This window comes from Pseudoalteromonas sp. S1650, from assembly GCF_005887195.1.
In the GTDB taxonomy this organism is placed as follows: domain Bacteria; phylum Pseudomonadota; class Gammaproteobacteria; order Enterobacterales; family Alteromonadaceae; genus Pseudoalteromonas; species Pseudoalteromonas simplex.
In genome coordinates this window covers 291,756-311,950 of record NZ_PNDF01000023.1, presented here as the reverse complement: position 1 = coordinate 311,950, position 20,195 = coordinate 291,756, and the positions used below count along the sequence as shown (strand labels likewise).

At 40.8% G+C, this 20,195-nt stretch carries 22 protein-coding genes and 1 tRNA gene; 15 read left to right on the top strand and 8 right to left on the bottom strand.

Features of this window, described 5'->3' with window-relative positions; genetic code table 11:
- Positions 1–28: 28 nt before the first annotated feature.
- Entirely contained in the window at positions 29–949 is a 921-nt protein-coding gene (locus CWB80_RS09175; protein ID WP_138599291.1) for an esterase/lipase family protein, read from the bottom strand.
- 423 nt (positions 950–1,372) lie between these two features.
- On the opposite strand from CWB80_RS09175, the gene CWB80_RS09170 reads away from it, so the two are divergent.
- Both CWB80_RS09170 and CWB80_RS09165 read left to right on the top strand, forming a co-directional pair.
- Positions 1,373–1,960 (top strand): YceI family protein, encoded by a 588-nt coding sequence (locus CWB80_RS09170; RefSeq protein ID WP_054552858.1) that lies wholly within the window; start codon positions 1,373–1,375, stop codon positions 1,958–1,960.
- Entirely contained in the window at positions 1,960–2,478 is a 519-nt protein-coding gene (locus CWB80_RS09165; RefSeq protein ID WP_054552857.1) for a DUF1285 domain-containing protein, read from the top strand. The genes CWB80_RS09170 and CWB80_RS09165 overlap by 1 nt, the downstream gene beginning before the upstream one ends.
- Before the next feature lie 4 nt (positions 2,479–2,482).
- Here the strand turns inward: CWB80_RS09165 and yihA are convergent, their stop codons facing one another.
- Positions 2,483–3,130, bottom strand: a complete 648-nt coding sequence (gene yihA, locus CWB80_RS09160) for a ribosome biogenesis GTP-binding protein YihA/YsxC (RefSeq protein ID WP_138599290.1) — start codon at positions 3,128–3,130, stop codon at positions 2,483–2,485.
- Between the two features lie 283 nt (positions 3,131–3,413).
- Between yihA and CWB80_RS09155 the strand changes: the two genes are divergently transcribed.
- The 3 genes from CWB80_RS09155 to CWB80_RS09145 all read left to right on the top strand — a co-directional run bounded on the left by CWB80_RS09155 (position 3,414) and on the right by CWB80_RS09145 (position 5,908).
- A complete protein-coding gene (locus CWB80_RS09155) occupies positions 3,414–4,046 on the top strand; it encodes a c-type cytochrome (protein ID WP_054552855.1) in 633 nt (210 codons plus the stop codon).
- A 750-nt stretch (positions 4,047–4,796) separates the two neighbouring features.
- On the top strand, positions 4,797–5,396 hold the full coding sequence (yihI, locus tag CWB80_RS09150; protein WP_054552854.1) for a Der GTPase-activating protein YihI: 600 nt from the start codon (positions 4,797–4,799) through the stop codon (positions 5,394–5,396).
- Positions 5,393–5,908, top strand: coding sequence for a DUF2489 domain-containing protein (locus tag CWB80_RS09145; protein ID WP_054561152.1), 516 nt, complete (start codon positions 5,393–5,395; stop codon positions 5,906–5,908). The genes yihI and CWB80_RS09145 overlap by 4 nt, the downstream gene beginning before the upstream one ends.
- Before the next feature lie 62 nt (positions 5,909–5,970).
- Here the strand turns inward: CWB80_RS09145 and hemN are convergent, their stop codons facing one another.
- Positions 5,971–7,344: an oxygen-independent coproporphyrinogen III oxidase gene (gene hemN, locus CWB80_RS09140; RefSeq protein ID WP_138599289.1), complete on the bottom strand. Its 1,374-nt coding sequence runs from the start codon at positions 7,342–7,344 to the stop codon at positions 5,971–5,973.
- 274 nt (positions 7,345–7,618) lie between these two features.
- Between hemN and CWB80_RS09135 the strand changes: the two genes are divergently transcribed.
- The 4 genes from CWB80_RS09135 (at position 7,619) to CWB80_RS09120 (ending at position 9,766) form a co-directional block, all read left to right on the top strand.
- Positions 7,619–7,695, top strand: a tRNA-Ile gene (locus CWB80_RS09135).
- Between the two features lie 263 nt (positions 7,696–7,958).
- Positions 7,959–8,666, top strand: coding sequence for a hypothetical protein (locus tag CWB80_RS09130; RefSeq protein ID WP_138599288.1), 708 nt, complete (start codon positions 7,959–7,961; stop codon positions 8,664–8,666).
- Positions 8,667–8,687: 21 nt separating this feature from the next.
- The gene (locus tag CWB80_RS09125; RefSeq protein ID WP_054552830.1) at positions 8,688–9,191 is read left to right on the top strand and encodes an RNA polymerase sigma factor; all 504 of its coding nucleotides are present in this window, start codon (positions 8,688–8,690) and stop codon (positions 9,189–9,191) included.
- 5 nt (positions 9,192–9,196) lie between these two features.
- Positions 9,197–9,766, top strand: a complete 570-nt coding sequence (locus tag CWB80_RS09120; RefSeq protein ID WP_138599287.1) for a hypothetical protein — start codon at positions 9,197–9,199, stop codon at positions 9,764–9,766.
- Here the strand turns inward: CWB80_RS09120 and CWB80_RS09115 are convergent.
- Positions 9,751–10,656: a LysR family transcriptional regulator gene (locus tag CWB80_RS09115; protein WP_138599286.1), complete on the bottom strand. Its 906-nt coding sequence runs from the start codon at positions 10,654–10,656 to the stop codon at positions 9,751–9,753. The two genes, CWB80_RS09120 and CWB80_RS09115, sit on opposite strands and share 16 nt — an antisense overlap.
- Positions 10,657–10,764: 108 nt before the next feature.
- Between CWB80_RS09115 and CWB80_RS09110 the strand changes: the two genes are divergently transcribed.
- Positions 10,765–11,784: an NADP-dependent oxidoreductase gene (locus CWB80_RS09110; RefSeq protein ID WP_138599285.1), complete on the top strand. Its 1,020-nt coding sequence runs from the start codon at positions 10,765–10,767 to the stop codon at positions 11,782–11,784.
- Positions 11,785–11,797: 13 nt separating this feature from the next.
- Positions 11,798–12,499 carry a hypothetical protein gene (locus tag CWB80_RS09105; RefSeq protein WP_138599284.1) on the top strand — a complete coding sequence of 234 codons (702 nt, stop codon included), beginning with the start codon at positions 11,798–11,800 and terminating at the stop codon, positions 12,497–12,499.
- Between the two features lie 45 nt (positions 12,500–12,544).
- Here CWB80_RS09105 and galE read toward each other — a convergent pair whose 3' ends face one another.
- Positions 12,545–13,558, bottom strand: coding sequence for a UDP-glucose 4-epimerase GalE (gene galE / locus CWB80_RS09100; protein ID WP_054552825.1), 1,014 nt, complete (start codon positions 13,556–13,558; stop codon positions 12,545–12,547).
- A 229-nt stretch (positions 13,559–13,787) separates the two neighbouring features.
- Here galE and CWB80_RS09095 point away from each other — a divergent pair, with 229 nt between their 5' ends.
- Positions 13,788–14,291 (top strand): DUF3016 domain-containing protein, encoded by a 504-nt coding sequence (locus CWB80_RS09095; protein WP_138599283.1) that lies wholly within the window; start codon positions 13,788–13,790, stop codon positions 14,289–14,291.
- Positions 14,292–14,364: 73 nt separating this feature from the next.
- On the opposite strand, the gene CWB80_RS09090 is transcribed toward CWB80_RS09095, so the two are convergent.
- Together CWB80_RS09090 and rraA are read right to left on the bottom strand one after the other, a co-directional pair.
- Positions 14,365–15,414 (bottom strand): formimidoylglutamase, encoded by a 1,050-nt coding sequence (locus tag CWB80_RS09090; protein WP_138599282.1) that lies wholly within the window; start codon positions 15,412–15,414, stop codon positions 14,365–14,367.
- 5 nt (positions 15,415–15,419) lie between these two features.
- Positions 15,420–15,917, bottom strand: coding sequence for a ribonuclease E activity regulator RraA (gene rraA / locus CWB80_RS09085; RefSeq protein ID WP_054552822.1), 498 nt, complete (start codon positions 15,915–15,917; stop codon positions 15,420–15,422).
- A gap of 212 nt (positions 15,918–16,129) precedes the next feature.
- Between rraA and CWB80_RS09080 the strand changes: the two genes are divergently transcribed.
- From CWB80_RS09080 to CWB80_RS09070, 3 genes are all read left to right on the top strand, one after another.
- Complete coding sequence (locus tag CWB80_RS09080) at positions 16,130–16,666, top strand: phosphatase PAP2 family protein (protein ID WP_054552821.1); 537 nt, start codon at positions 16,130–16,132, stop codon at positions 16,664–16,666.
- Positions 16,663–17,712: an MJ1255/VC2487 family glycosyltransferase gene (locus CWB80_RS09075; RefSeq protein ID WP_138599281.1), complete on the top strand. Its 1,050-nt coding sequence runs from the start codon at positions 16,663–16,665 to the stop codon at positions 17,710–17,712. Before CWB80_RS09080 ends, CWB80_RS09075 begins: the two co-directional genes overlap by 4 nt.
- 106 nt (positions 17,713–17,818) lie before the next feature.
- The gene (locus CWB80_RS09070; RefSeq protein WP_054552819.1) at positions 17,819–19,699 is read left to right on the top strand and encodes a methyl-accepting chemotaxis protein; all 1,881 of its coding nucleotides are present in this window, start codon (positions 17,819–17,821) and stop codon (positions 19,697–19,699) included.
- A gap of 105 nt (positions 19,700–19,804) precedes the next feature.
- On the opposite strand, the gene CWB80_RS09065 is transcribed toward CWB80_RS09070, so the two are convergent.
- Positions 19,805–20,179 (bottom strand): gamma-butyrobetaine hydroxylase family protein, encoded by a 375-nt coding sequence (locus CWB80_RS09065; protein ID WP_138599280.1) that lies wholly within the window; start codon positions 20,177–20,179, stop codon positions 19,805–19,807.
- Between the last annotated feature and the right edge of the window lie 16 nt (positions 20,180–20,195).

The following is a 20,195-nucleotide window of genomic DNA, read 5'->3' as shown; positions in this document are numbered from 1 at the left end:
TGGTAGGCTTCACGATACAACACCGCTTTTATAACCCTAGTTTCTGTAACCTTGTCACGTGGCTACGGTAAAGTTCAACTGGATCAACTTCACGAAAACTATGCAAACCAATAAATTGGTTAATCTCATCGAGATGATTCATTTTGTAATCATCTTTGATCACATGCCCTAAATGGCTACTACAGCGTGAAATGAGACCGTCACTGTGACCTAAGATAAATAATGAGCCAAATAACATGGATAAGTCACTTAAATCTAAGATATTAGTGAGTGTTTCTGTGCCGCTCCAAGAAAAGTAGTATACGCCATTGCTTGCAAGCATATTACCTTGTTCGCACTCGTTTTTGGGCAAGCCTTCGGGGTACTTTTGATTAAATGTTGCTGCTCCTTGTGTGCTTAAACTATTTATTGCACCGAGTGTATTTTGCGGTAATTGACTATTGCCTGATAATAACGAAATAACACCACCGAATGCATCGAATACTAATCGAGTTGTATATTCTGCTTGAGAGCCGGATGTTAGCTCCTTATTAATAAGATCAATAATGCCACTGCCATAATTTGCACCGCCTACACTGGTAACTGAGGCAATTAGATCAGGCCTGATAGATGCAACATAGCGTGCAGTTTGCGCACCTTGACTGTGACCAATCAAGTTTACTTTTTTAGCACTAGTCAGAGCTAAGATTGATTCTATTTGAGTGAGTAATTGCTCGCCTCGGACTTCTGAACTGTTGATAGCAGAAACGGCAGGTGTGAAGACTAAAGTACCATCTTTTTCCAGAATTGTAGCGATATTGTAGAAGTAATCGATTCCGAGCAGGTTATCGAATCCCATTAGCCCATGAACTAAAACAACTGGATATTGGGTAGTTGTTTTTTTGGCATTGCAACAAGGGCTCAACAAAAAAAGTAAGGTAACAAATAAAATTAACGGGATTTTTTTCATACCTTTTACTCTTCTACTTCAATATTTATCACCAACAAGCCTTAAAAAAGCCTGATTTTAGTGCGCTTTTAATTCACCTTACCTTAAATTTGGGTGCTCTGTAATGTTAAATTAAAGTAAGCAGGAAAAGATGGTTTTAGTGTTTCGTTATATGTTTATCAATTTGTGTTTTTTCTGCGGTTAAGCAATTTATTTTTAATCTGGTATTTGATAAAGTCCGCGCCGTCCTCATCCTGTAGGACATCCTGTTGATGATGCATCTGAAAGGATGCAACGTATTGATAGCTTCTCCCCAGTTTGCTATAACGACTCACTCCTTGTTGAGTGAGTCGCTTTTTCTTTTCTTATCATACAATTCATTGCACAAATACACGCAAGTGATACCATCAAAGTGATTCTTATTTACTTTCGAAGGAATGCGTTATGTTTAAATCTTTGGCAATAGCTGCCTTTTCATTATCGAGTATTTTAGTTGCCCCTTTAGCCAGCGCAAATTGGCAAGTTAATAATGAGCAAAGTAACGTAAGCTTTGTATCTATTAAAAAGAACTCTATTGCAGAAGCACATCATTTCAAAAACGTGTCGGGTACACTTAACGAACAAGGTCAATTTAAGTTGATGATCGACCTAACATCGGTTGAAACTCTGATCCCTATCCGCAATGAGCGCATGACTAAGTTGTTATTTGAAACAGCTAAATTCCCTAATGCAGTGTTAACTGCTGACTTAAGCAAAGCGCTGTTAACGCTAAAACCAGGTCAACATGTGCTGAAAGGGTTAAAAGCTGAGTTAGATTTTCATGGCAACAAGAAAGAGCTAACGATTGATGTTCTGGCTAATATGTCAGCAAAGGGCGATATTAGCGTGTCATCTTTTACGCCAGTTATTATTAATGCGAGTGATTTCAAAGTAACAGAAGGCATTAGTGAACTACAAAAGCTTGCGGGCTTACCATCAATTGCAACGGCGGTTCCTGTAACATTTTCTTTGACGCTAGATAAAGAAAAATAATGCAATCACTTGCTGACTTAGAAGCCGCTCTTCAGACGCCCGATAAACCTTTTGATCAATGGCAGCCACAAAACTGTGGGCAAGTGCCAATAACGATTGATGCGCAAGGGCGGTGGTTTTATGGAGGCAGTGAAATAAAACGCGAGGCAATGGTTAAACTCTTTGCCTCTGTGCTTTGCAAAGAGGCAGATAGTTATTTTTTAAAAACACCCGTCGAGAAAATGGCCATCACTGTCATTGATGTGCCTTTTATTATTGTTGATTGGCGTTTTGAAGAGACAGAACAAGGCCTTGCTCTATGTTGTGTCGATAATTTACAGCGCGCTTGGTTGGTATCAGCAAAGCAACCACTATTACTGAGAGAATTTGAAGGTGTCAGTGTGCCTTATCTTCAACTAGCACATGGCTTGGCTGCGAGGGTATCGAGAAATGTTTATTATCAGTGGGCTGAAATAGCCTGCTCAGATGAGCAGGGCTATTATATAGAATCATTAGCCAAGCGTTATTACTTGGCCTAAGCACTTAGTCTTCTGGTTGTTCGTCAGACTCAGGTGCTTGCGCTTCAATAGGGCCTAAAAACCACTCATCGAGCTTTTTAGCAACTTCAGGTAAGCCGGTGCCTTTTAGTGAAGAGAAGGCATGTACTGTAATATCACCATCTAAACTACTTAACTCACGACGAACTTGTAAAACTTGAGCTTTACGCGCGCCTTGTTTTAGCTTGTCAGCTTTAGTTAATAGTGCCAGCACTGGAATTTCGCTGCCCACCGCCCAGTCGATTAAGTCACGGTCTAAATCTTTTAACGGGTGGCGAATATCCATCAAAACAACGATACCTTTTAAGCTTTGACGTTTTTGTAAATATTCACCTAGCGACTTTTGCCATTTCTTTTTCATTTCGATAGGCACTTTCGCAAAACCATAGCCCGGTAAGTCGATAAGGCGCTTATCGGCATCAAGTTCAAAGGTATTGATCAGCTGAGTACGACCAGGTGTTTTAGAAGTACGCGCTAACTTTTGATCAGTTAACGTGTTTAAAGCACTTGATTTACCCGCATTAGAGCGACCAGCAAACGCGACTTCAATCCCCGTATCAGCAGGTAAGCGTGAGATATCAGGTGCGCTGGTAACAAAGGACGCAGTATTGTATTTGATACGAGATTTGAGCACAGGCTCTCCTAGTCTTTTATAAAAAATAACAAACAGTGGCTAATTTCCACTTAAGGCACGTATTTTATACTATTAAAGCAGCATTCAAAAGCGTATTTAAGCGTGCTAAATTGGCTTTAAATTAGGAAAATTACTAGGTGTAAACTTAATCTAAGTCAAATCCCTATAAATTATGAGCTTAATGTGGGCAGAAAACGTGCCAGAGAATTTATTATCGTGTAGAATATAGAAATCACAACATCCATATTGTAGATGATACAGGGTCGGAAACAGAGAATTCACCATGAAAAAAATAGCACTATCTTTAACTATATTGCTTGGTACGTTGTCAGCAAGCAACGCAACAGCATTTGATGGCGATGTAAACGCAGGTAAAGAGAAATCGGCAACGTGTGCGGCTTGTCACGGCCCAGACGGTAATGCACCGGTTAATATCTACCCTAAAATTGCAGGCCAACACGCAGATTATATCTATAAACAATTACAAGAGTTTAAATTAGGTATGACATCTGGCGGCAAAGAAGGTCGTATGGATCCAGTAATGAGTGGTATGGCTATGCCGCTTAGCGATCAAGACATGAAAGACCTAGCAGCTTACTTCTCTTCTTTAAATATGTCTGAAGGTGCAACACCTAAAGATGTAGTAGAAGTAGGTCAGCAGCTTTATAAAGCCGGTGATGCAGAGCGTGGTATTCCAGCATGTGCTGCGTGTCACGGTCCTCGTGGTAACGGTACATCACTAGCTAAATTCCCGAAAATTTCGTTCCAACATCCAGAATACATCAAGTCACAACTTGAAAAATTCCGTGATGGTACGCGTAATAACGACTTAAACGGTATGATGCAAGACATCGCTAAAAAGCTAACAGACAAAGACATCGAAGTACTTTCAAAATACTTAGGTGGCTTACACTAAAGTCTGATTGCGGAAAGAAATGCTCCGCAGTAGTATGTAAAGAGTTTGAAAAAGCAGCGCAAGCTGCTTTTTTTGTACCTAACGTATGTCGAAATTTCCCACTCCCTTGTGAGACATTGACCATATCTAGCTGTAAGCCAAGTCTTATTTTTATTTCACTATTTTTGCTAAGTCTTTGTTATTAATTAAAATGACAATGTTGCAATAAGTCATCTGTAAGAAAAATTATATAAATTAGTTGTAACAATTTTATTAATAAGTAAATTAACCACTGTCGCTGAGACAGCAAAAACAACATGGACAATGTAATAAGGAAAGTAACTGCGGCAAATCTTTAGGGGTTGACACTAGTTAGGTGTCCTAAAGGAAATAACAAAAAAGTGTCAGGATTGACCGAGAATAATAAAAGCTCATGGAAGTTTAATAATAAAAACAAAATGGAATGCTACACGGAAGGTTAAAACAATAACAAAATGGATAAACAATAATAATAAAAATAATAAAGACTAAAAAGTCGAAGGGAGAAGTGTCCAGATAATTGGCGCTCAGATTAGTAGGCGGTAGAGATGTTTTCTCTACCGCCTTTTTATTTGTCCTGTTACAATAGCCACCGTTTGTACTAAAAGTATGAAAAGTGCGCAGTTCGTCAAGTTGACCAACCACATCCGCACATCGAATTCTTCTGGTTATGCCAGCATTACAATGCCACAAAGGCGTTGTGCACAACCTCTTAAGTGAGATGATCAAGATATGAGTAGAAAGAAAAAGTCGCGTAAAATTCCATCGAATGGTCCTGTACGTCTGAGCAAAGAAAAGCTTAGAGAGATGCGCGCGTTAAAAGAGCAGCGAGTTAAAAAGACCAAAGGTGCTAAACCTGGGTCTCGAAATGCACCTGATGCACAAAATGCAGAAAACACTGCTGCAAACAATCAACCGAAAGATAAGCGTGTTGGTAGTAAAAAGCCGGTTTCTTTAGTTGCGCCTAAGGCTGAGCCGAAAGTTGAAATGAAACGCAACTTAAAACCTATGGTTGAGCTTAAGAAAGTGACTGAGCCTGAACTAACACCAGAGCAAGAGTTAGAAGCGCTGGAGAATGACGAGCGTCTACTTAAGCTGGTTGAGCGTCATGAGCGCGGTGAGTTATTAACAGGTAAAGACGCTAAGTACTTCAATAGCCGTATTGCTCGCCACCAAGCACTTTGCGAGTTATTAGGCATTGAAGATGAAGACGAGTACGAAGATGACTTTGAAGATGATTCATACGATGAAGGTGAATCTGACTTCGATAAGTACTTATCTGATGATTTAGCCAACGAATGGTTTGATGACGAAGATGAGGATGAGCGATGAGCACAACCTTGATTATTGCCATTGTAATTGGTGCGGCAATTATCGCAGGGCTTGCGTTTTATGCAGGGCAACTTCTGTATAAACTAAAAGAGCAAAATAAGCTTATCGCCAAGAAGCAAGCTGAGCATGAGCAAAAGCTTGCGGCATCAAAAGCAAAGCGTAATGCAAAGCTAGCCGATAGCATTCATTTAATTGCCCGTGCAATGAATGAAGAGCAATGTGAGTTCTCAGAAGGCTGCTTACGTATTTGGGTGCTGATCTCTCAATACAGCTTTGCTGAAGAGTTTGAGCTAAGTGAGCGCTACCCAGGCATATTTAAAATGTACGAAGTCGTAAAAGATATGCCAACGCACGATGCCCGTAAGAAATACTCTAAAAAAGAGATTTTTAAAATGGACACCGCTCGCTGGCGTGCTGAAGAGCAGCATAGCGATGAAATTAAAGCAGATTGCGCACGTATAATTGAAGAGTTTAAAGCCGCTCCAGGCAGCGAAAACGTAGTATTCAATTAAGTTGACGTATCGTTGAATTAAACAAAATAAAAAGCAGAGCCTAGGCTCTGCTTTTTGTTGGGCTAGATAACTCGTGAGAAGCGAGTTTGCTTGATTTGTTGTTGTAGGTGCGCATCAAAGCACATACAAATAATACGAATAAATAAATTACCGCGAGCTGTTACTGTGATCTTATCTTGGCTAACAGACACCAAACCATCAGCTAGTAATGGGTCGAGTGCCTGTAGTGCCTCGCAGAAGTAGCTGGCAAAGTTAATATTAAACTGTTTTTCGATTGCTGGAATATCCAGCTCAAACTGGCAGATCAATTGTTTGATCACTGCGGCACGTAACGTATCGTCATCAGTTAAAGCAACACCTTTACAGATTGCACTGCCATAGCCTTCTTGCACGGCTTTGTAATAGTGCTTTAACTCTTTTTCGTTTTGTAAAATGGCATTGCCTATTTGCGAAATAGATGACACACCCAAACCTAATAAGTCACATTGGCCATGCGTTGTGTAACCTTGGAAATTACGGTGTAATTGACCTGCGTTTTGTGCAATTGCTAGTTCATTGTCTTTACGGGCAAAGTGGTCCATACCAATAAACTGATAACCCGCCGCTAACATCTGCTCAAGGGTATTTTTGAACATAGTGAGCTTGTCGCCAGCAGATGGTAAGTCAGCGTCTTTAATTTTACGCTGAGCAGCGAATCTATCTGGTAAGTGGGCATAGTTAAATACCGACACGCGATCAGGGTTTAACTCTATCAGCTGCGCAATCGTCTCTTTAAAACTCTCTGGTGTTTGCAGTGGCAAACCGTAAATCATATCTGCATTAATAGACTTAAAGCCAAGTTCACGAGCCTCACTTATTAAACCTTTTACAGATTGCACGCTTTGTGGGCGATTAACTGCCAGCTGCACATCATCATTGAAATCCTGAATACCAAACGAGACACGATTGAAGCCAAGTTTACGTAGGTGAACTAGCATGCCATCAGCTAAAGAACGAGGGTCAATCTCAATACCGCGTTCGGCATCATCAGAAAAATTAAAATGCTGCTCAACCAGCGCCATTAAGCGACTCATTTGCTCTGCCGATAAGAACGTTGGTGTACCACCCCCTAAATGCAGTTGCTCAACGTTATAATCGGCAAAAAGTGTTGCTTGCTCAGCAATTTCAAGCGCTAAGTTATCTAGGTATAAATCGGCTTTAGATTGATGACGAGTGATCACCTTATTACAACCACAGTAATAACAAAGCTGACTGCAAAAAGGGATATGGATATACAGCGATAAAGAACGGCTTTTCGACGCTGCAATCGCGTTAATCATATCTTGTTGCTTATAACCATCAGCTAAAGACAATGCCGTTGGGTAAGATGTATATCGAGGCCCAGAAATATTGTACTTGTTGATCAGAGATTGATCCCAGCTTGGTAAATTTATCACAGTCAGCACTCCGCAATTGATTGAGCGGCTATTTTAACGAGTTTAGCAAGTTAGCTATTTGATCTAGAACAATGTCGGAGAATAGAAACGAATCGGCAATGCTTTAAGGTCGTTGTAAAAACAAAGAGTTTACTATTTGAGCAGTTGATTTAGTGATTGTTAAAATAAAGGGTTTTGCTAGTGACAAGGTTGCAAAAACTTTTTATACTGCATCCCGCTTTAGTCAGTTAAACCTGTTAAACGCATCAAAAAATTTAGCTTTCGCTAATACAATGGCCCCTTAGCTCAGTTGGTTAGAGCACACGACTCATAATCGTTAGGTCCCCAGTTCAAGTCTGGGAGGGGCCACCATTTTCTTGCTGTAAAAAACCAAAAACCAAAAATCAAAAATCAAAGCTTAAATCTATCTTAAGCTGCTGCGTTCCACTATTGTTCCACCTCTTTTTTATCCTTAAAATTCAATGAAATAAAATTATTTTTAATTTTTTAAAAATATTTTGTCAGGTTTTCTGTGTTTGTCTCGTCTATAGCTGCAAATGACACGAAGTTGTTCCTATTAGGTGGTAGCGATAGGCAGTGTCTTGTGTATTAATTTTTACGAAAAGGACAAACTCATGACGACTACAACATCAACTGTGAATACGCTAAAACTTGATTCAACAAATGCACCATTTAGTGATGCTGCTGTTTGGTTAAAAGAAGGCTGGGGGCTATTTAAAAAAGCACCGTTTAAACTTTTTTTACTGATGACGCTGTTCGCTATTGTGCCAGGCTTAGTGCAGCTATTACCTGCACCTACAGGTTTAACTGTATCAAAATGGTTAGCGCCTATGTTAATGGCAACGGTGTGGCCATTGTTGTTTAACCTGAATAATCAGCAAGGCTTTTCATTTAAGCACAATGCAACATGGACGAAGTGGGGGCGAGTTGCCGTGTGGTCAGTTGTTGGTATTTTACTGGCGCTGGTGCAATTTGCTGTTGGGAGTACTTTGATTGGTAGTGAGCAGTTATCGGCTTTATTGTCAGGTCAGTTTGTTGATGTTGAGCGCTGGCGCGTAGGGGTCATATTTGTATCAATTGTTCCTGTAAATATGTTGCTTATGTTTGTGGTACCTCTGTTACTTTTAAACAATGCTTCGCTTAGTGCAGCTGTTAAAGAAGGCATTACAACGGCACTAAAGGTGATTAAACCATTAAGCATGCTTTGTTTGATTAATATGCTCGTAACCTTTGCTGCCCCTTATAGTCTTTTACCTATGTTGTTGGTAGGGCCGGTATTAGCATGTACCTACTTTTGTGCCTATAATCGTTTGTTCAAATAATAATAAAAACATGGAAGTACAGTGAAAGCTGATGTTCAAATAAACACATTGCTGAATGAATACGCGCCGCTGTTGGCGCGTGTTGCTGCAACCTACGAGATCAATCAAGCGCTACAAGATGAGCTAATTCAAGAGATGTCGCTGGCTGTTTGGCGCGCTTTTGAAAGTAATGACTCATCACCCGATGTTGCCTTTCGGGGCGATGCCAGCATAAAAACCTATATTGCCCGAATAGCTCACAATAAAGCGGTTGATCATGTGATAAAAGAGCAAAACCGCAAAGAGGTGGCAAGCTCTGAAAGTATTGATTACACCCAAGCCTTAAGTGCGCATAAGTCACCAGACGACAGTTTAGATTTAATGGCTGCCCTTCGTAAATTAACGCTGAAATATCGGCAGGTGCTTGCTTTACAGCTTGAAGGGTTTAATCAAAGTGAGATAGCTCAAACGCTGGGACTGTCTGAAGATGCTGTTGCTAAACGTGCCAGTAGAGCAAGACAGCAAATTGCGAGCCTAATGGAGTAAATAAAGTGGATAAATTCGAAGCAGATGATCAATTAGCTAAGTGGCAGCAGGCATTCGTGCAGGCAACGCCGAAAGTGGATAGTGCAGCGTTAATAGCACAAACGCAAAAGTCGCGAACTAAGTTAAAGCTAAAAGGGTTAATCGACTCATTTTTAGGTGTTGTGGTAACCGTATTTTGTATTTACGCCATGTTGTTTGAAGCAAAAAATACCTATGAAACCATTATGTTTGCGCTATTAGTGCCTATTCCTCTAGGTTTTGGAATTTGGTCATACCGTTTAAGGCGAAAGCTGTGGCGAGCAGAAACACTAGACGTTAATGCAATGCTTAATTTTAAAGAGAATCAGCTGAAGCACCAAGTTCATTACTGGCATGTGAGTTTTATTGGCTGCATTGCTCTTTGGTGCGCTTTGTTAATCGCTGCCTTGTTTAATATGGTTATGTTTAAAACATACAGCCTATGGCTTATCCAGCTTGGTATTAATGGTATTATCGTGCTGGCTGTTTATATACGCTATAAAAAATTAAAAACACAGCTAGCTGTAGCACTTGAGAGCATTCAAGCAATGCGCTGATGTGCGGCTCTCACTTTTGCTGCGAATTGATTTAACCAGCCAGTAGCTAAACTTGGTTTGTAAACCAGCTCGAGGCGCTCTTGGCAAGTGTAGTTACAGTCTAATACATCGATGACTTTGAGGGCTGGATCGTTTGCAATAAAATCAGGGACGTATGCTAATGCAATCCCTTGTTTGACGAGTGACAGCAAGGTGCTGAAATCGTTGCAGCGATAACTTATGGTTCTAGGTACTTTGTCATCTCGCCAACCATCTGAGCCGACACCCCTAGTTACGCCACAAAAGGGTGAAATACTCGGACAAGCAAAACTAAATTGAAAAAGCTCTCTGTTGGTGAGTGAACCCTTACTAAACTGTTCGAATAATGGATGCGAGTGCGCAGCTACAACTTTGAAAGTAGTTGTGCCTAAATATATACGTTCAAAGTCACTTTGCAGTGTGCTTTCATTTAATGCCACTTCGGTAACTAAAGCTAAATGGGCATGGCCGCTGGCAACCTGTTCAATGGCTTGACCTTCCCAACTTGTATCAATATTAAATTGAAAACCTTGCTCATTAAATTGCGATAATAAAAAAGGCAGGTAATGCTGTAGCAGCAAAGAGGGGCCGGATAAGTTAACAACCGTATTTTTCGTGCTTCCATTAAACTCGCTGATAGCTTGATCAGCCTCATGAACCAAATTAAGCGCATAATGGCGAAATTTTTCACCTTGCTGGTTTAGTTTTATATTTCGACCAATTCGCTTAAATAGTTGTGTATTTAGCTTAATTTCGAGCCGTTTTATGACCTTCGAAAGCGCACCAGGTGTGACATTTAATGTTGCAGATGCTTGCTGTAAGTTATTGTGCTTTGCGATGACCAAAAACTTTCGTAAATCTTCTGTATCCAAGTTTGCCTCTAATTCCAATATGGAAACGTATAGATAGTTTTAATAGCTTAATGGTTAATTGTTTAAGTGCAATAATTTCGTTATTAAATTTCATTAAATGAGAGAGCGATGACGTCTTACAATCTTAAGCAGTGGTTTTATGTTAAGCGCCCTGATGGACGTGTCAGTGAGCAGCATTATGCATTGCGAGAATCTGTAATTTCGCCGACATTGGCTAAAAACGAAGTGCTGCTAGAGGCAAAGTACATTTCTGTCGATCCATATATGCGTATTCAACAGGCTGCTAAGCCGAATTGGGAGCAACCTCATGCATTAAATACAGTGCAAGGGGCTGCGGTTGTTGCTCAGGTTTTAAAGTCAAACAGCGAGCGATTTAAGCAAGGTGATTGGGTAAGCGCTTATTCAGGTTGGCAAACTCATGCAGTTGTCCATGCCAATGAAATACAAGCCTTAAACCCTAATGATGCCGATGTAAGAACGGCACTAGGTGTTTTAGGTATGCCTGGGCGAACAGCTTGGTTTGGTTTAATGGAAGCAGGTAAACCAAAAGCCGGCGAGACGGTTGTCGTTTCAGGTGCTGCTGGAGCCGTGGGTTCGTTAGTTACTCAGTTTGCTATAAAAAATGGTTGTCGTGTTATTGCCTTAGCTGGATCTGAAGAAAAATGTACTTGGTTAGAAAAGCTCGGGGTCGCTTATGCGCTTAACTATAAGCAATTTGACTCAGCCCAACAGTTGCACGAAAGGTTGATGGAGCTTGGTGGTGTTGATGTTTATTTTGATAATGTTGGCGGGATGAACACTGATGCGGTGTTGAGCAGCTTAAACTTGCGTGCTCGTGTAGTGATTTGCGGGCAAATCTCGCAGTACGATGGCTCGCTTGACAACCCCGAACTAGGCCCTCGCTTTCTTCATCAATTACTTTATAAACGAGCGACAATTCAAGGGATTTTAGCAAGAGACTTTACTCACCGTATGCCTGAAATGATTAATCATATTTTGCCGTGGTTAAAAGCAGGAGAGATCCAATTTAAAACAACCGAAATTAATGGCTTTGAAAATTTACCAAGCGCGCTTGAGGGATTGTTCGAAGGGAAGAATATCGGTAAAGCGATTGTTCGTGTTAAATAAAAGGTATTAAAAAATGAAAGCAAATTTCGCTGTTCTGTTGTTACTTTGCTGTTTAATTGTCAGTTTTAAAAGCATAGCAAAAGAGGTTAAGCATTTTCATGCGCATAGCCGAGTTGGTATGCATGGCATGGTGTTGTTCACCGATGGCGTTGAGCTCTATGCCAGCCACCTTCCTTTGTACCACGCCCCGCATGATTACCAATTAATTTATCGTGTAGAAACTCGCTATGAGAAAGAACTAATTCGTTGGCTTACTGTGCAAGAAAGTGATTCAACTCCTCAGTATTTAAACTCTATGATCACTCTATTGCCTGCTAAGTTTGACTTGAATAAGTTAATTGCTGGGCAGACATTGAGTGTGCCCAGCCAATTATTCTTCGGTCATTTTGAACGAGGCGGTAAAAAATGGCTAAAGGATGAAAACTTTAAGTTTGTTTCTCTTGTATATAAACGAGCACTGTCATCGACTCAGCACGTGTCGCAACCGCGCTGGCAAAGAATAAATAAAGCGACAAATGAACAAGGAATACAAATATTGGTACATCAAATACAGGCCAGCCCGTCATTTGACGCCATTGCTTTAGTAAGAGGGTGTGAAGCTGAGCGTTTGCAGGTAGAAGTAAACGTGCCAACATTTACGCAATTATCAAGTGGCTTTAATGACTGTGAGTACAGCCAAATAGTTTATTTTGAAATGCAGGATTTTATAAAGTAGCCAGTAAAAAGGCACTTATTTGTAAGTGCCTTTTAATTCTTCTGACTATTTGTAACCGTTCGGGTTATTGCTTTGCCAGCGCCATGTATCTTGCATCATCTCATCGATGCCACGCTCTGCTTGCCAGCCAAGTTCTTTTAATGCTTTTTCTGGAGCTGCGTAGCAAGCTGCAATATCGCCCGCTCGACGCGGCGAAATTTGGTAAGGTACGGCTTGACCGCTGGCTTTCTCAAAAGCGGTAACCATCTGCAGTACTGAATAACCATTACCTGTGCCTAGGTTAAATACGTGCGCACCTGTATCACTTGCAATTCGGTTCAGTGCTTTTAAGTGACCTAATGCTAAATCGACAACGTGGATATAGTCACGAACACCTGTACCATCTACAGTATCGTAGTCATCCCCAAACACACCAAGCTTTTCTAGTTTACCCACAGCAACTTGCGAAATATAAGGTAATAAGTTGTTAGGAATACCATTAGGGTCTTCACCAATAAGGCCAGACTCATGTGCGCCTACAGGGTTAAAGTAACGTAAGATAACAAAGGCAAAGCGTTCATCGGATTTCGCGATATCTTGCAGCATCATCTCTACCATAAGCTTTGATGTGCCATACGGGTTAGTCGTGCCGCCAACTGGGAAGTCTTCGCGAATTGGTAAGCTTGCTGGGTCACCGTATACGGTTGCTGATGAGCTAAATACTAACTTAAACACGCCAGCATCACGCATAGCATCAACCAGAGTCAGTGTACCTTGTACGTTGTTTTGATAATACTCGATAGGTTTTACAACCGATTCACCAACCGCTTTTAAACCAGCGAAGTGAATAACACTATCAATCGTGTGTTCACTGAAGATTTTGTCTAAACAGGCTCTATCTAAAATATCACCTTGATAAAACGTGACGTCTTTGCCGGTGATTTGTTTTACGCGAGCCAATGACTCATTTGATGAATTGCTTAAATTATCAAGTACAACAACGTCTGTGCCTTGTTGTAGTAACTCTAAAACGGTGTGAGAACCGATGTACCCGGCTCCGCCGGTGACTAAAATGGTCATAAAATATCCATGAACTATACCTGGTTGAATTAGCCTTATTTCATCACATTTCGCGTTAAATTACATGAATAAAATGTGATTAATCTTCTTTAATAGAAATATCAGTGTCTTGTTTTTGATTACATTTTGCACCATATTGGTTACATCCAAGCGTTGAGTTATTAAGCTATAGTTAATTGTCAGCTGCTAAATTTTAATCAAAAGCTATTCCTGTTAAGTGGAGATAAAGATGAAAATTGTAAAGAAAATGGCCTTAGTAATGGTTATTGCACTACCTGCTTTTGCTCACGCAGGGGAGGCTAAGGTTAAATGGCATGACTTTAACGATTACCGTGATGTGCGCCCCGGAAATAACTCACCAAAAGGTGCATTTCATAAAAACGTGGCAAAGAGCTTTGAGAAGCACTTTAACAAGCTTGCTGAACAGTTACCTGATGGCTACACCTTCAATGTGGAAGTAACAGAGCTTGACCTTGCTGGTGATGTGCGTTTTGGAACGATGAATGAACTGCGCATTATCAAGCCAATTTATTTCCCACGTATTGACCTTAATTATTCAATTACTGATAAAGACGGTAAAGTGATTAGTGAAGCAAAAGACGTAAAGCTTAAAGATATGGGCTTTATGGACCGCATGAAAACAGGGCGCGATGAAGCTTATTACTACGACAAACGTTTAATCAGCGATTGGTTTGAAGATGAGCTATTACCATCGTTAAATCTTGGCGAATAAATCACCTTGTTTGCAGCAGGTGTGAATTTATTCGCAAAGTAGACGTTTCAGTAAGAATAGCGCCTAATGCAAGTTAAGAAGACTCTCTGGCTTGCAGGTAGGCGTTTACTAAAGCTGTGATTATTTGGCCTGCATCGTTCATACCTGTTTCTAAACTAACCGGGTGTTGTGATGGTGCGCCTTCACATAAATGTAAGTAGCGGGCTGTTGCTTGGCTGGCAGCTAAATGCACAAAGTGTTCTGCATCACTCACATTAAAACCACAGTTGGTGTATGCGCTAACTGGCATTAACGAAATACTGTCTAAGTCTACTTCTACGCCAAGCGAGGCATTATCAAACTGAGCTAGTGCGTGTTGACATGCTGAAGATAAATCAACTTTACGACGTACTTGAATGTCTTGGTAACTATCAAACGTGAAGTTTGCGTTGGTTAGGGCATCAATAATCGCTTGGTTATTTTTAAATTCGTGTAAACCTATCACATGGTAATCAGCAAGGTGATTCTCGCTGTACGCATATCTAAAGCCATTGCCACTATGACGCCCTTCGCATTCTCTAAAATCAGCATGAGGGTCTAAGTTAATAGCATTTACTGGTTTACCATCTTGCTTACTAAGGGCACGCAAAATACCTAAGCAGTTGTTATGGCCGCCACCGATTACAATTGGTTCAAGACCAGCTGTAAAGATCATTGCAAGCACTTGCTCAACGCGGGTGTCTATATCAGCGCACAATTCACGTAGTTTGGCTAAGTCGGCGTCGTTTTTATTATCAAGGTCAGCAGCTTGTTGGTTTAAGTCATCAAGGGCCACTTCGCCGAGTAGCAACACACGCTCGTGGTTTAAAAACTGGTTATGCGATTGGTTTAAAAAGCGCTTTAAAAATGCTTGCCACGCTTGTCCTGAGCCACCATTACCTAAGTTGGCACGAGGGCCAATATCTTCACATACGCCAACTAAGACATAACGAATACCGAATTGTTTTGCATCGATGAGTGCTTGTGGGGCGTTAACTTGAGTGTCGAGAAGGGCAAGGGCTTGCCAAGCTTTGAGTTCGTTAGCGCGGCGGACACATAAGTGCTTTACCGCCGCTTCATCATAAATTTTAAGGTAGTTTGTCACCGAGATTAGTCTTCTATTATTTCTAACTCTAATTCTTCAGCAGATAATATAATACCGGTGCTATCAGCGTAAACAAAGTCGTCATCAAAGAAAGAAACGCCTGCGAAGTTAACGCCTATGCCGTCTTCACCTGCACCTTCACTATCGGCAGCAACAGGAATAGAGGCAATTGCTTGAATGCCTAAGTCTAGCTCTTCAAGTTCATCAACATGACGAATAGCACCGTAAACGATAATGCCTTGCCAGTTGTTTTCTAATGCGATTTCAGCCAGCTCAATATCAATTAGGGCACGTCGGGTTGAACCACCACCGTCAATCAATAACACGCTGTCGGTGCCATCGGTTGATAAAATCTCGCGGATCAGCTCGTTATTTTCAAAGCATTTAACGGTTTTTACTCGACCACTAAAGCTTGGGCGTCCACCAAAATTGATAAACATTGGTTCGAGCACATCAACCACATCTGCAAAGTGGTCGCATAAATCAGAAGTGCTGTAATCCATTTTTTCATCCTCTAAAGAGACTGTCTGTTTAGTACTCAGTATACCCTGATACAACTCAATAACAACGACTTAATAGCGGATTATTGGTTTAAATCAAAGGAATTTTGTCACCGCAACATTAGTGTCTCAAAAGCGTCACTTAATTGTTATTTTTAGCGCCTAAGCTGAGGTGAGTATAAAAATTAGACGCAAAGTATGACAAGGAGCTCACCATGGCAAACAACATACTTACAAAATTGGCAAAGGTGGACGAACAGCTGTTCTTAAGTGTGTTTAATGATGCTTCGCCTGTGTGGTTAAGGCGATCAGCCATTGGCTTTTCAAAAAGTGGTGATGGCGGTCTTTATGTTGCACTATTTTTGAGCTTTTGGTGGTTTACGGAGCAAGCGCATTTTCAACAACTTGCAATGAGTCTACTGGTAGGTTTTGTCATTGAGCGACCCATTTATTTTTTAGTTAAAAAGCGAATTGCTCGGGTAAGACCTTGTGATTGCTTAGTACAAGGTGCTTATTTAGTGCCGAGTGATAGGTTTAGTTTGCCATCGGGGCATAGTGCGGGAGCATTTGTAGTGGCGACAATTTTAACTATGTATTTACCTGAATTTGCCGGTTTGTGGTTGGTTTGGGCATCAGGGGTCGCTGCATCTAGAGTGATTATTGGTGTGCATTACCCCGCTGATGTGGTTATTGGTGCAGTAATGGGATCTAGTTGTGCTGTATTAGCTGTGATGGTGGTGGAGTCTATATGAGAATTTTGTACGGTATTCAAGGGACAGGCAATGGGCACATAACGCGTGCGCGTGTGATGGCTAGCACGTTTAGGGCTTTAGGAGTCGATGTTGACTATGTGTTCTCTGGTCGAAAAGAGCAAGACTACTTTGATATGGATGATTTTGCTGATTACCGAGTTTTTCGAGGTTTGTCGTTTACCAGTAAATCGGGGCAGGTTGATAGCTTTAAAACATTGAAAAATGCACGTCCACTACAACTAATTAAAGATATAAAAGGCCTTGATTTACGTCATTATGATTTGGTATTTAATGACTTTGAGCCAATTACAGCATGGGCTGCTAAACAACAAAATATTCCGGTAATTGGCATGAGTCATCAAGCGGCATTTTTATCTGATAAAGTGCCGATGTTTGGCCGCGCATTCTTTCGCCGTGCGCTGATCCGTAACTATGCGCCAGCCAGTGTTTATTTAGGCGTACATTGGCAACCTTATGCTGAAAATATCATCCCTCCATTTATTGCTACTCATCATCACGATAACCCAGTGATGGTTGAAAATAAGGTGTTGGTGTATCTGCCATTCGAAAATCTTAACAATGTGGTCGAGTACTTAAAAGATTTTCCTGAAAGAGAGTTTTATTGTTATCACCCGGATGCTCAGGATTGTTCAATTGGTAATATCCATCTGCGAGCACCATCACGCGTTGGGTTTCTAAATGATCTTGCTAATGCGGGTGGTGTGATTGGTAATGCTGGATTCGAACTTGCAAGTGAAGCATTACAACTTGGTAAAAAATTATTGTTAAAACCGCTAGGTAAACAATTTGAGCAAGGTATTAATGCGCAGACTTTATTGTCGATGGGGGCAGCTCATGTCATGAGTTATTTAAACCCCAATGCGATGGATGATTGGCTGCAATCTCCACAGAATAAAAAACTCAACTTCCCAAGCGATCCAGCACCTTTGGTTGAGTGGATAAGAAAAAAGCAATGGGAAAAGGTGGATCAGCTCCATAAATACCTGTGGCAACAGGTTGATTTAGAACAAAAACTAATTGTTTAAACCTTCCTAATATTAGAAAATGTGCGACAAGTTTAATCACTTTTTATTAGCTGCTTTAGATAGTTTAGCTATACTCTTAAATGCATGTTTCTATAGGGCACTTTGAATGAATGTATTACAAAACTTAACTATAAAGCGTCGTTTGCAATTAAACGCGCTCGTTGTTGGTCTTGCAATGATTGTGATGCTGTGTGTAATTATCCTTGAGTCGCGCATGATGCTAAAACTCAATGAAACAATTCAAAATGCGGAGGAACTTGATATTCATGAACTTGCAATGCGCAAGCATGAAAAAAACTTTTTGTTTTATAAAGATGTCGAAAGTCTTGAGCTTTTTGAAAAAGAGTATGCACAGCTTAAAGTTAAAATGGCACGTCTTGACGAGCTAGTTAATGACTTATCAATGGAGTCAGCAAAACTTGATGAATTTAGAAGCTTAGCGAAATTATATTACGATGACTTTAATGAAGTTGTTGTGTTGCAAAAGAAAATTGGTTTGCATCCTAAAGATGCGTTGTATGGTGAGCTACGTGGAGCCGTGCATCAAGTTGAAACCTTACTCAGTGAACGTGAAAACTATCAGCTATTAACCTTGATGCTGCAGCTTCGTCGTGCAGAGAAAGATTTTATGCTGCGATTTGATTTGAAGTATCTGGCTAAATTTGATGATTTAGTCAGTAATTTTCAGTCTGAAATTAAAAATGCAGGATTTGAAACTGGCTATGAGAAGCAATTACTTAGTAACTTGGCTACTTACCAAGTTAAATTCAAAGCGCTTGTCGATGCACAGGTGACTCTAGGATTAGATCTAGACTCAGGTGCACTAGGTGAAATGAAGCGAAGTGTAGAAAAGAGCGATGCAATTGTTAATCAATTAACAACAGAAACTAAGGCTTTTGTTGAGTCTAGCGCCGAGCGAGCGCAACTCGTTGCGTTGCTTGTTTTCATTGTCGCCAGCGTTTTGGTCATGCTGTTAGTCTATTTTACTAGTCGTTCAATCATTATGCCTATTGAGCGTGTATATCACACGATTAATGAAATACGTCGCAGTAATGATTTAAGTATGTCTATTGAGCAGTCAGGTAAAGATGAAATCACCACGATGACAGTTGACTTTAATAGCTTGATTAGTGACTTTAAAAAGCTAATTTACGAAGTCAATACCGCTCTAGGCACACTCAATGTGGCAACAGAGCATTTATCAGAAACGACAGCGGCAACTAGCTCTGGTATGCAAGAGCAACTTCATGAAGCTGATATGGTTGCTACTGCTGCAACAGAAATGCAGGCGACGATTCAAGATATCTCTCACAATACTGAAGCAGCTGCGAAAAAAGCAGAGTCGACTAACTTAAGTGCGCAGCAAGGTCGTTCTGAGGTTGAATCAACGGTAGTGCAAATTAATCACTTATCAGACTCACTCGGTAATGCGTCAAGTGTGGTGTCGCAATTAGAAAAAGACGCTGAAACGATTGGCTCTGTACTGGATGTTATTCGTGGCATTGCTGAGCAAACAAACTTACTGGCACTCAATGCGGCTATTGAAGCGGCGCGTGCTGGTGAACAAGGCCGTGGCTTTGCGGTAGTAGCAGATGAAGTTCGCTCACTTGCGCAGCGTACTCAAGATTCAACACAAGAGATTGAGAGCATCATTTCGACCTTACAAGGGCGTACGCAAGAAGTGGTGAGCATTATGCAGCAATGTCGTACGCAAGGTGGCGAAAGTGCAGCACAGGCAAGTAAAGCCGGTGAGTTACTTCGTTCTATCACCGAGGATGTACAAACCATTATGGATATGAGCACTCACATTGCCACAGCGATTGATGAGCAAAGCCAAGTGGCTTCTGAGGTGAATAAAAACGTGGTTCGTATTCGTGATATCGCCCAAGAGGCATCAGGTCACGCAGCGACTAATGCGCAAACTAGCGAAGAAGTATCAGAGCAAGCGCGTGTCCTCTATCAGGCAATCGATAAGTTTAAAGTTTAATAATTACTTGATACTTTATACTTTATAAAACAAAAGTGCGGTGACGGTGTCGTCATCGCGCTTTTTTGTTTTTAGGTGTGCTTTATCGAGGCATTTTGATAGGTATTAAGGCACAAACTTGATAGGCACGCTGTCTTTACTTGCTTCGTGCTCAGAGACTCTCGTTTGGTATTTCTGCCAAAGCTCATCATGGTTAGCTTGCAGCTCACTTAAATAGTGCCAGCTGAATAAACCGCTATTATGATTATCGCTAAACACCAGTCGAATCGCATAATGACCAACCGGCTCAATCTTGTTAATTCCTACTTGTTGCTTACCAAGTACGAGTTTCATTGGTTCATTGCCATGACCTTGTACTTCAGCAGAAGGTGAGTGAACACGCAAAAATTCAGCACTAAATTGAGCAATAGTCTGATCATCAAAATGAACATCTAATACTTTGCTAACGCTGTGATAATGCACTTTAGTGACTTCTTTCATGTCAGCCTCGAATCTA

Excerpts from the sequence above, each read along its gene's own strand:
- CWB80_RS09170 (WP_054552858.1), top strand. The coding sequence starts at position 1,373 with ATGTTTAAATCTTTGGCAATAGCTGCCTTTTCATTATCGAGTATTTTA.
- CWB80_RS09110 (WP_138599285.1), top strand. The coding sequence starts at position 10,765 with ATGACGTCTTACAATCTTAAGCAGTGGTTTTATGTTAAGCGCCCTGAT.
- galE (WP_054552825.1), bottom strand. The coding sequence starts at position 13,558 with ATGACCATTTTAGTCACCGGCGGAGCCGGGTACATCGGTTCTCACACC.
- CWB80_RS09080 (WP_054552821.1), top strand. The coding sequence starts at position 16,130 with ATGGCAAACAACATACTTACAAAATTGGCAAAGGTGGACGAACAGCTG.
- rraA (WP_054552822.1), bottom strand. The coding sequence starts at position 15,917 with ATGGATTACAGCACTTCTGATTTATGCGACCACTTTGCAGATGTGGTT.
- CWB80_RS09165 (WP_054552857.1), top strand. The coding sequence starts at position 1,960 with ATGCAATCACTTGCTGACTTAGAAGCCGCTCTTCAGACGCCCGATAAA.
- CWB80_RS09075 (WP_138599281.1), top strand. The coding sequence starts at position 16,663 with ATGAGAATTTTGTACGGTATTCAAGGGACAGGCAATGGGCACATAACG.
- CWB80_RS09175 (WP_138599291.1), bottom strand. The coding sequence starts at position 949 with ATGAAAAAAATCCCGTTAATTTTATTTGTTACCTTACTTTTTTTGTTG.
- CWB80_RS09065 (WP_138599280.1), bottom strand. The coding sequence starts at position 20,179 with ATGAAAGAAGTCACTAAAGTGCATTATCACAGCGTTAGCAAAGTATTA.
- CWB80_RS09145 (WP_054561152.1), top strand. The coding sequence starts at position 5,393 with ATGAGCACAACCTTGATTATTGCCATTGTAATTGGTGCGGCAATTATC.
- CWB80_RS09155 (WP_054552855.1), top strand. The coding sequence starts at position 3,414 with ATGAAAAAAATAGCACTATCTTTAACTATATTGCTTGGTACGTTGTCA.
- CWB80_RS09105 (WP_138599284.1), top strand. The coding sequence starts at position 11,798 with ATGAAAGCAAATTTCGCTGTTCTGTTGTTACTTTGCTGTTTAATTGTC.
- yihI (WP_054552854.1), top strand. The coding sequence starts at position 4,797 with ATGAGTAGAAAGAAAAAGTCGCGTAAAATTCCATCGAATGGTCCTGTA.
- CWB80_RS09095 (WP_138599283.1), top strand. The coding sequence starts at position 13,788 with ATGAAAATTGTAAAGAAAATGGCCTTAGTAATGGTTATTGCACTACCT.
- CWB80_RS09070 (WP_054552819.1), top strand. The coding sequence starts at position 17,819 with ATGAATGTATTACAAAACTTAACTATAAAGCGTCGTTTGCAATTAAAC.
- CWB80_RS09130 (WP_138599288.1), top strand. The coding sequence starts at position 7,959 with ATGACGACTACAACATCAACTGTGAATACGCTAAAACTTGATTCAACA.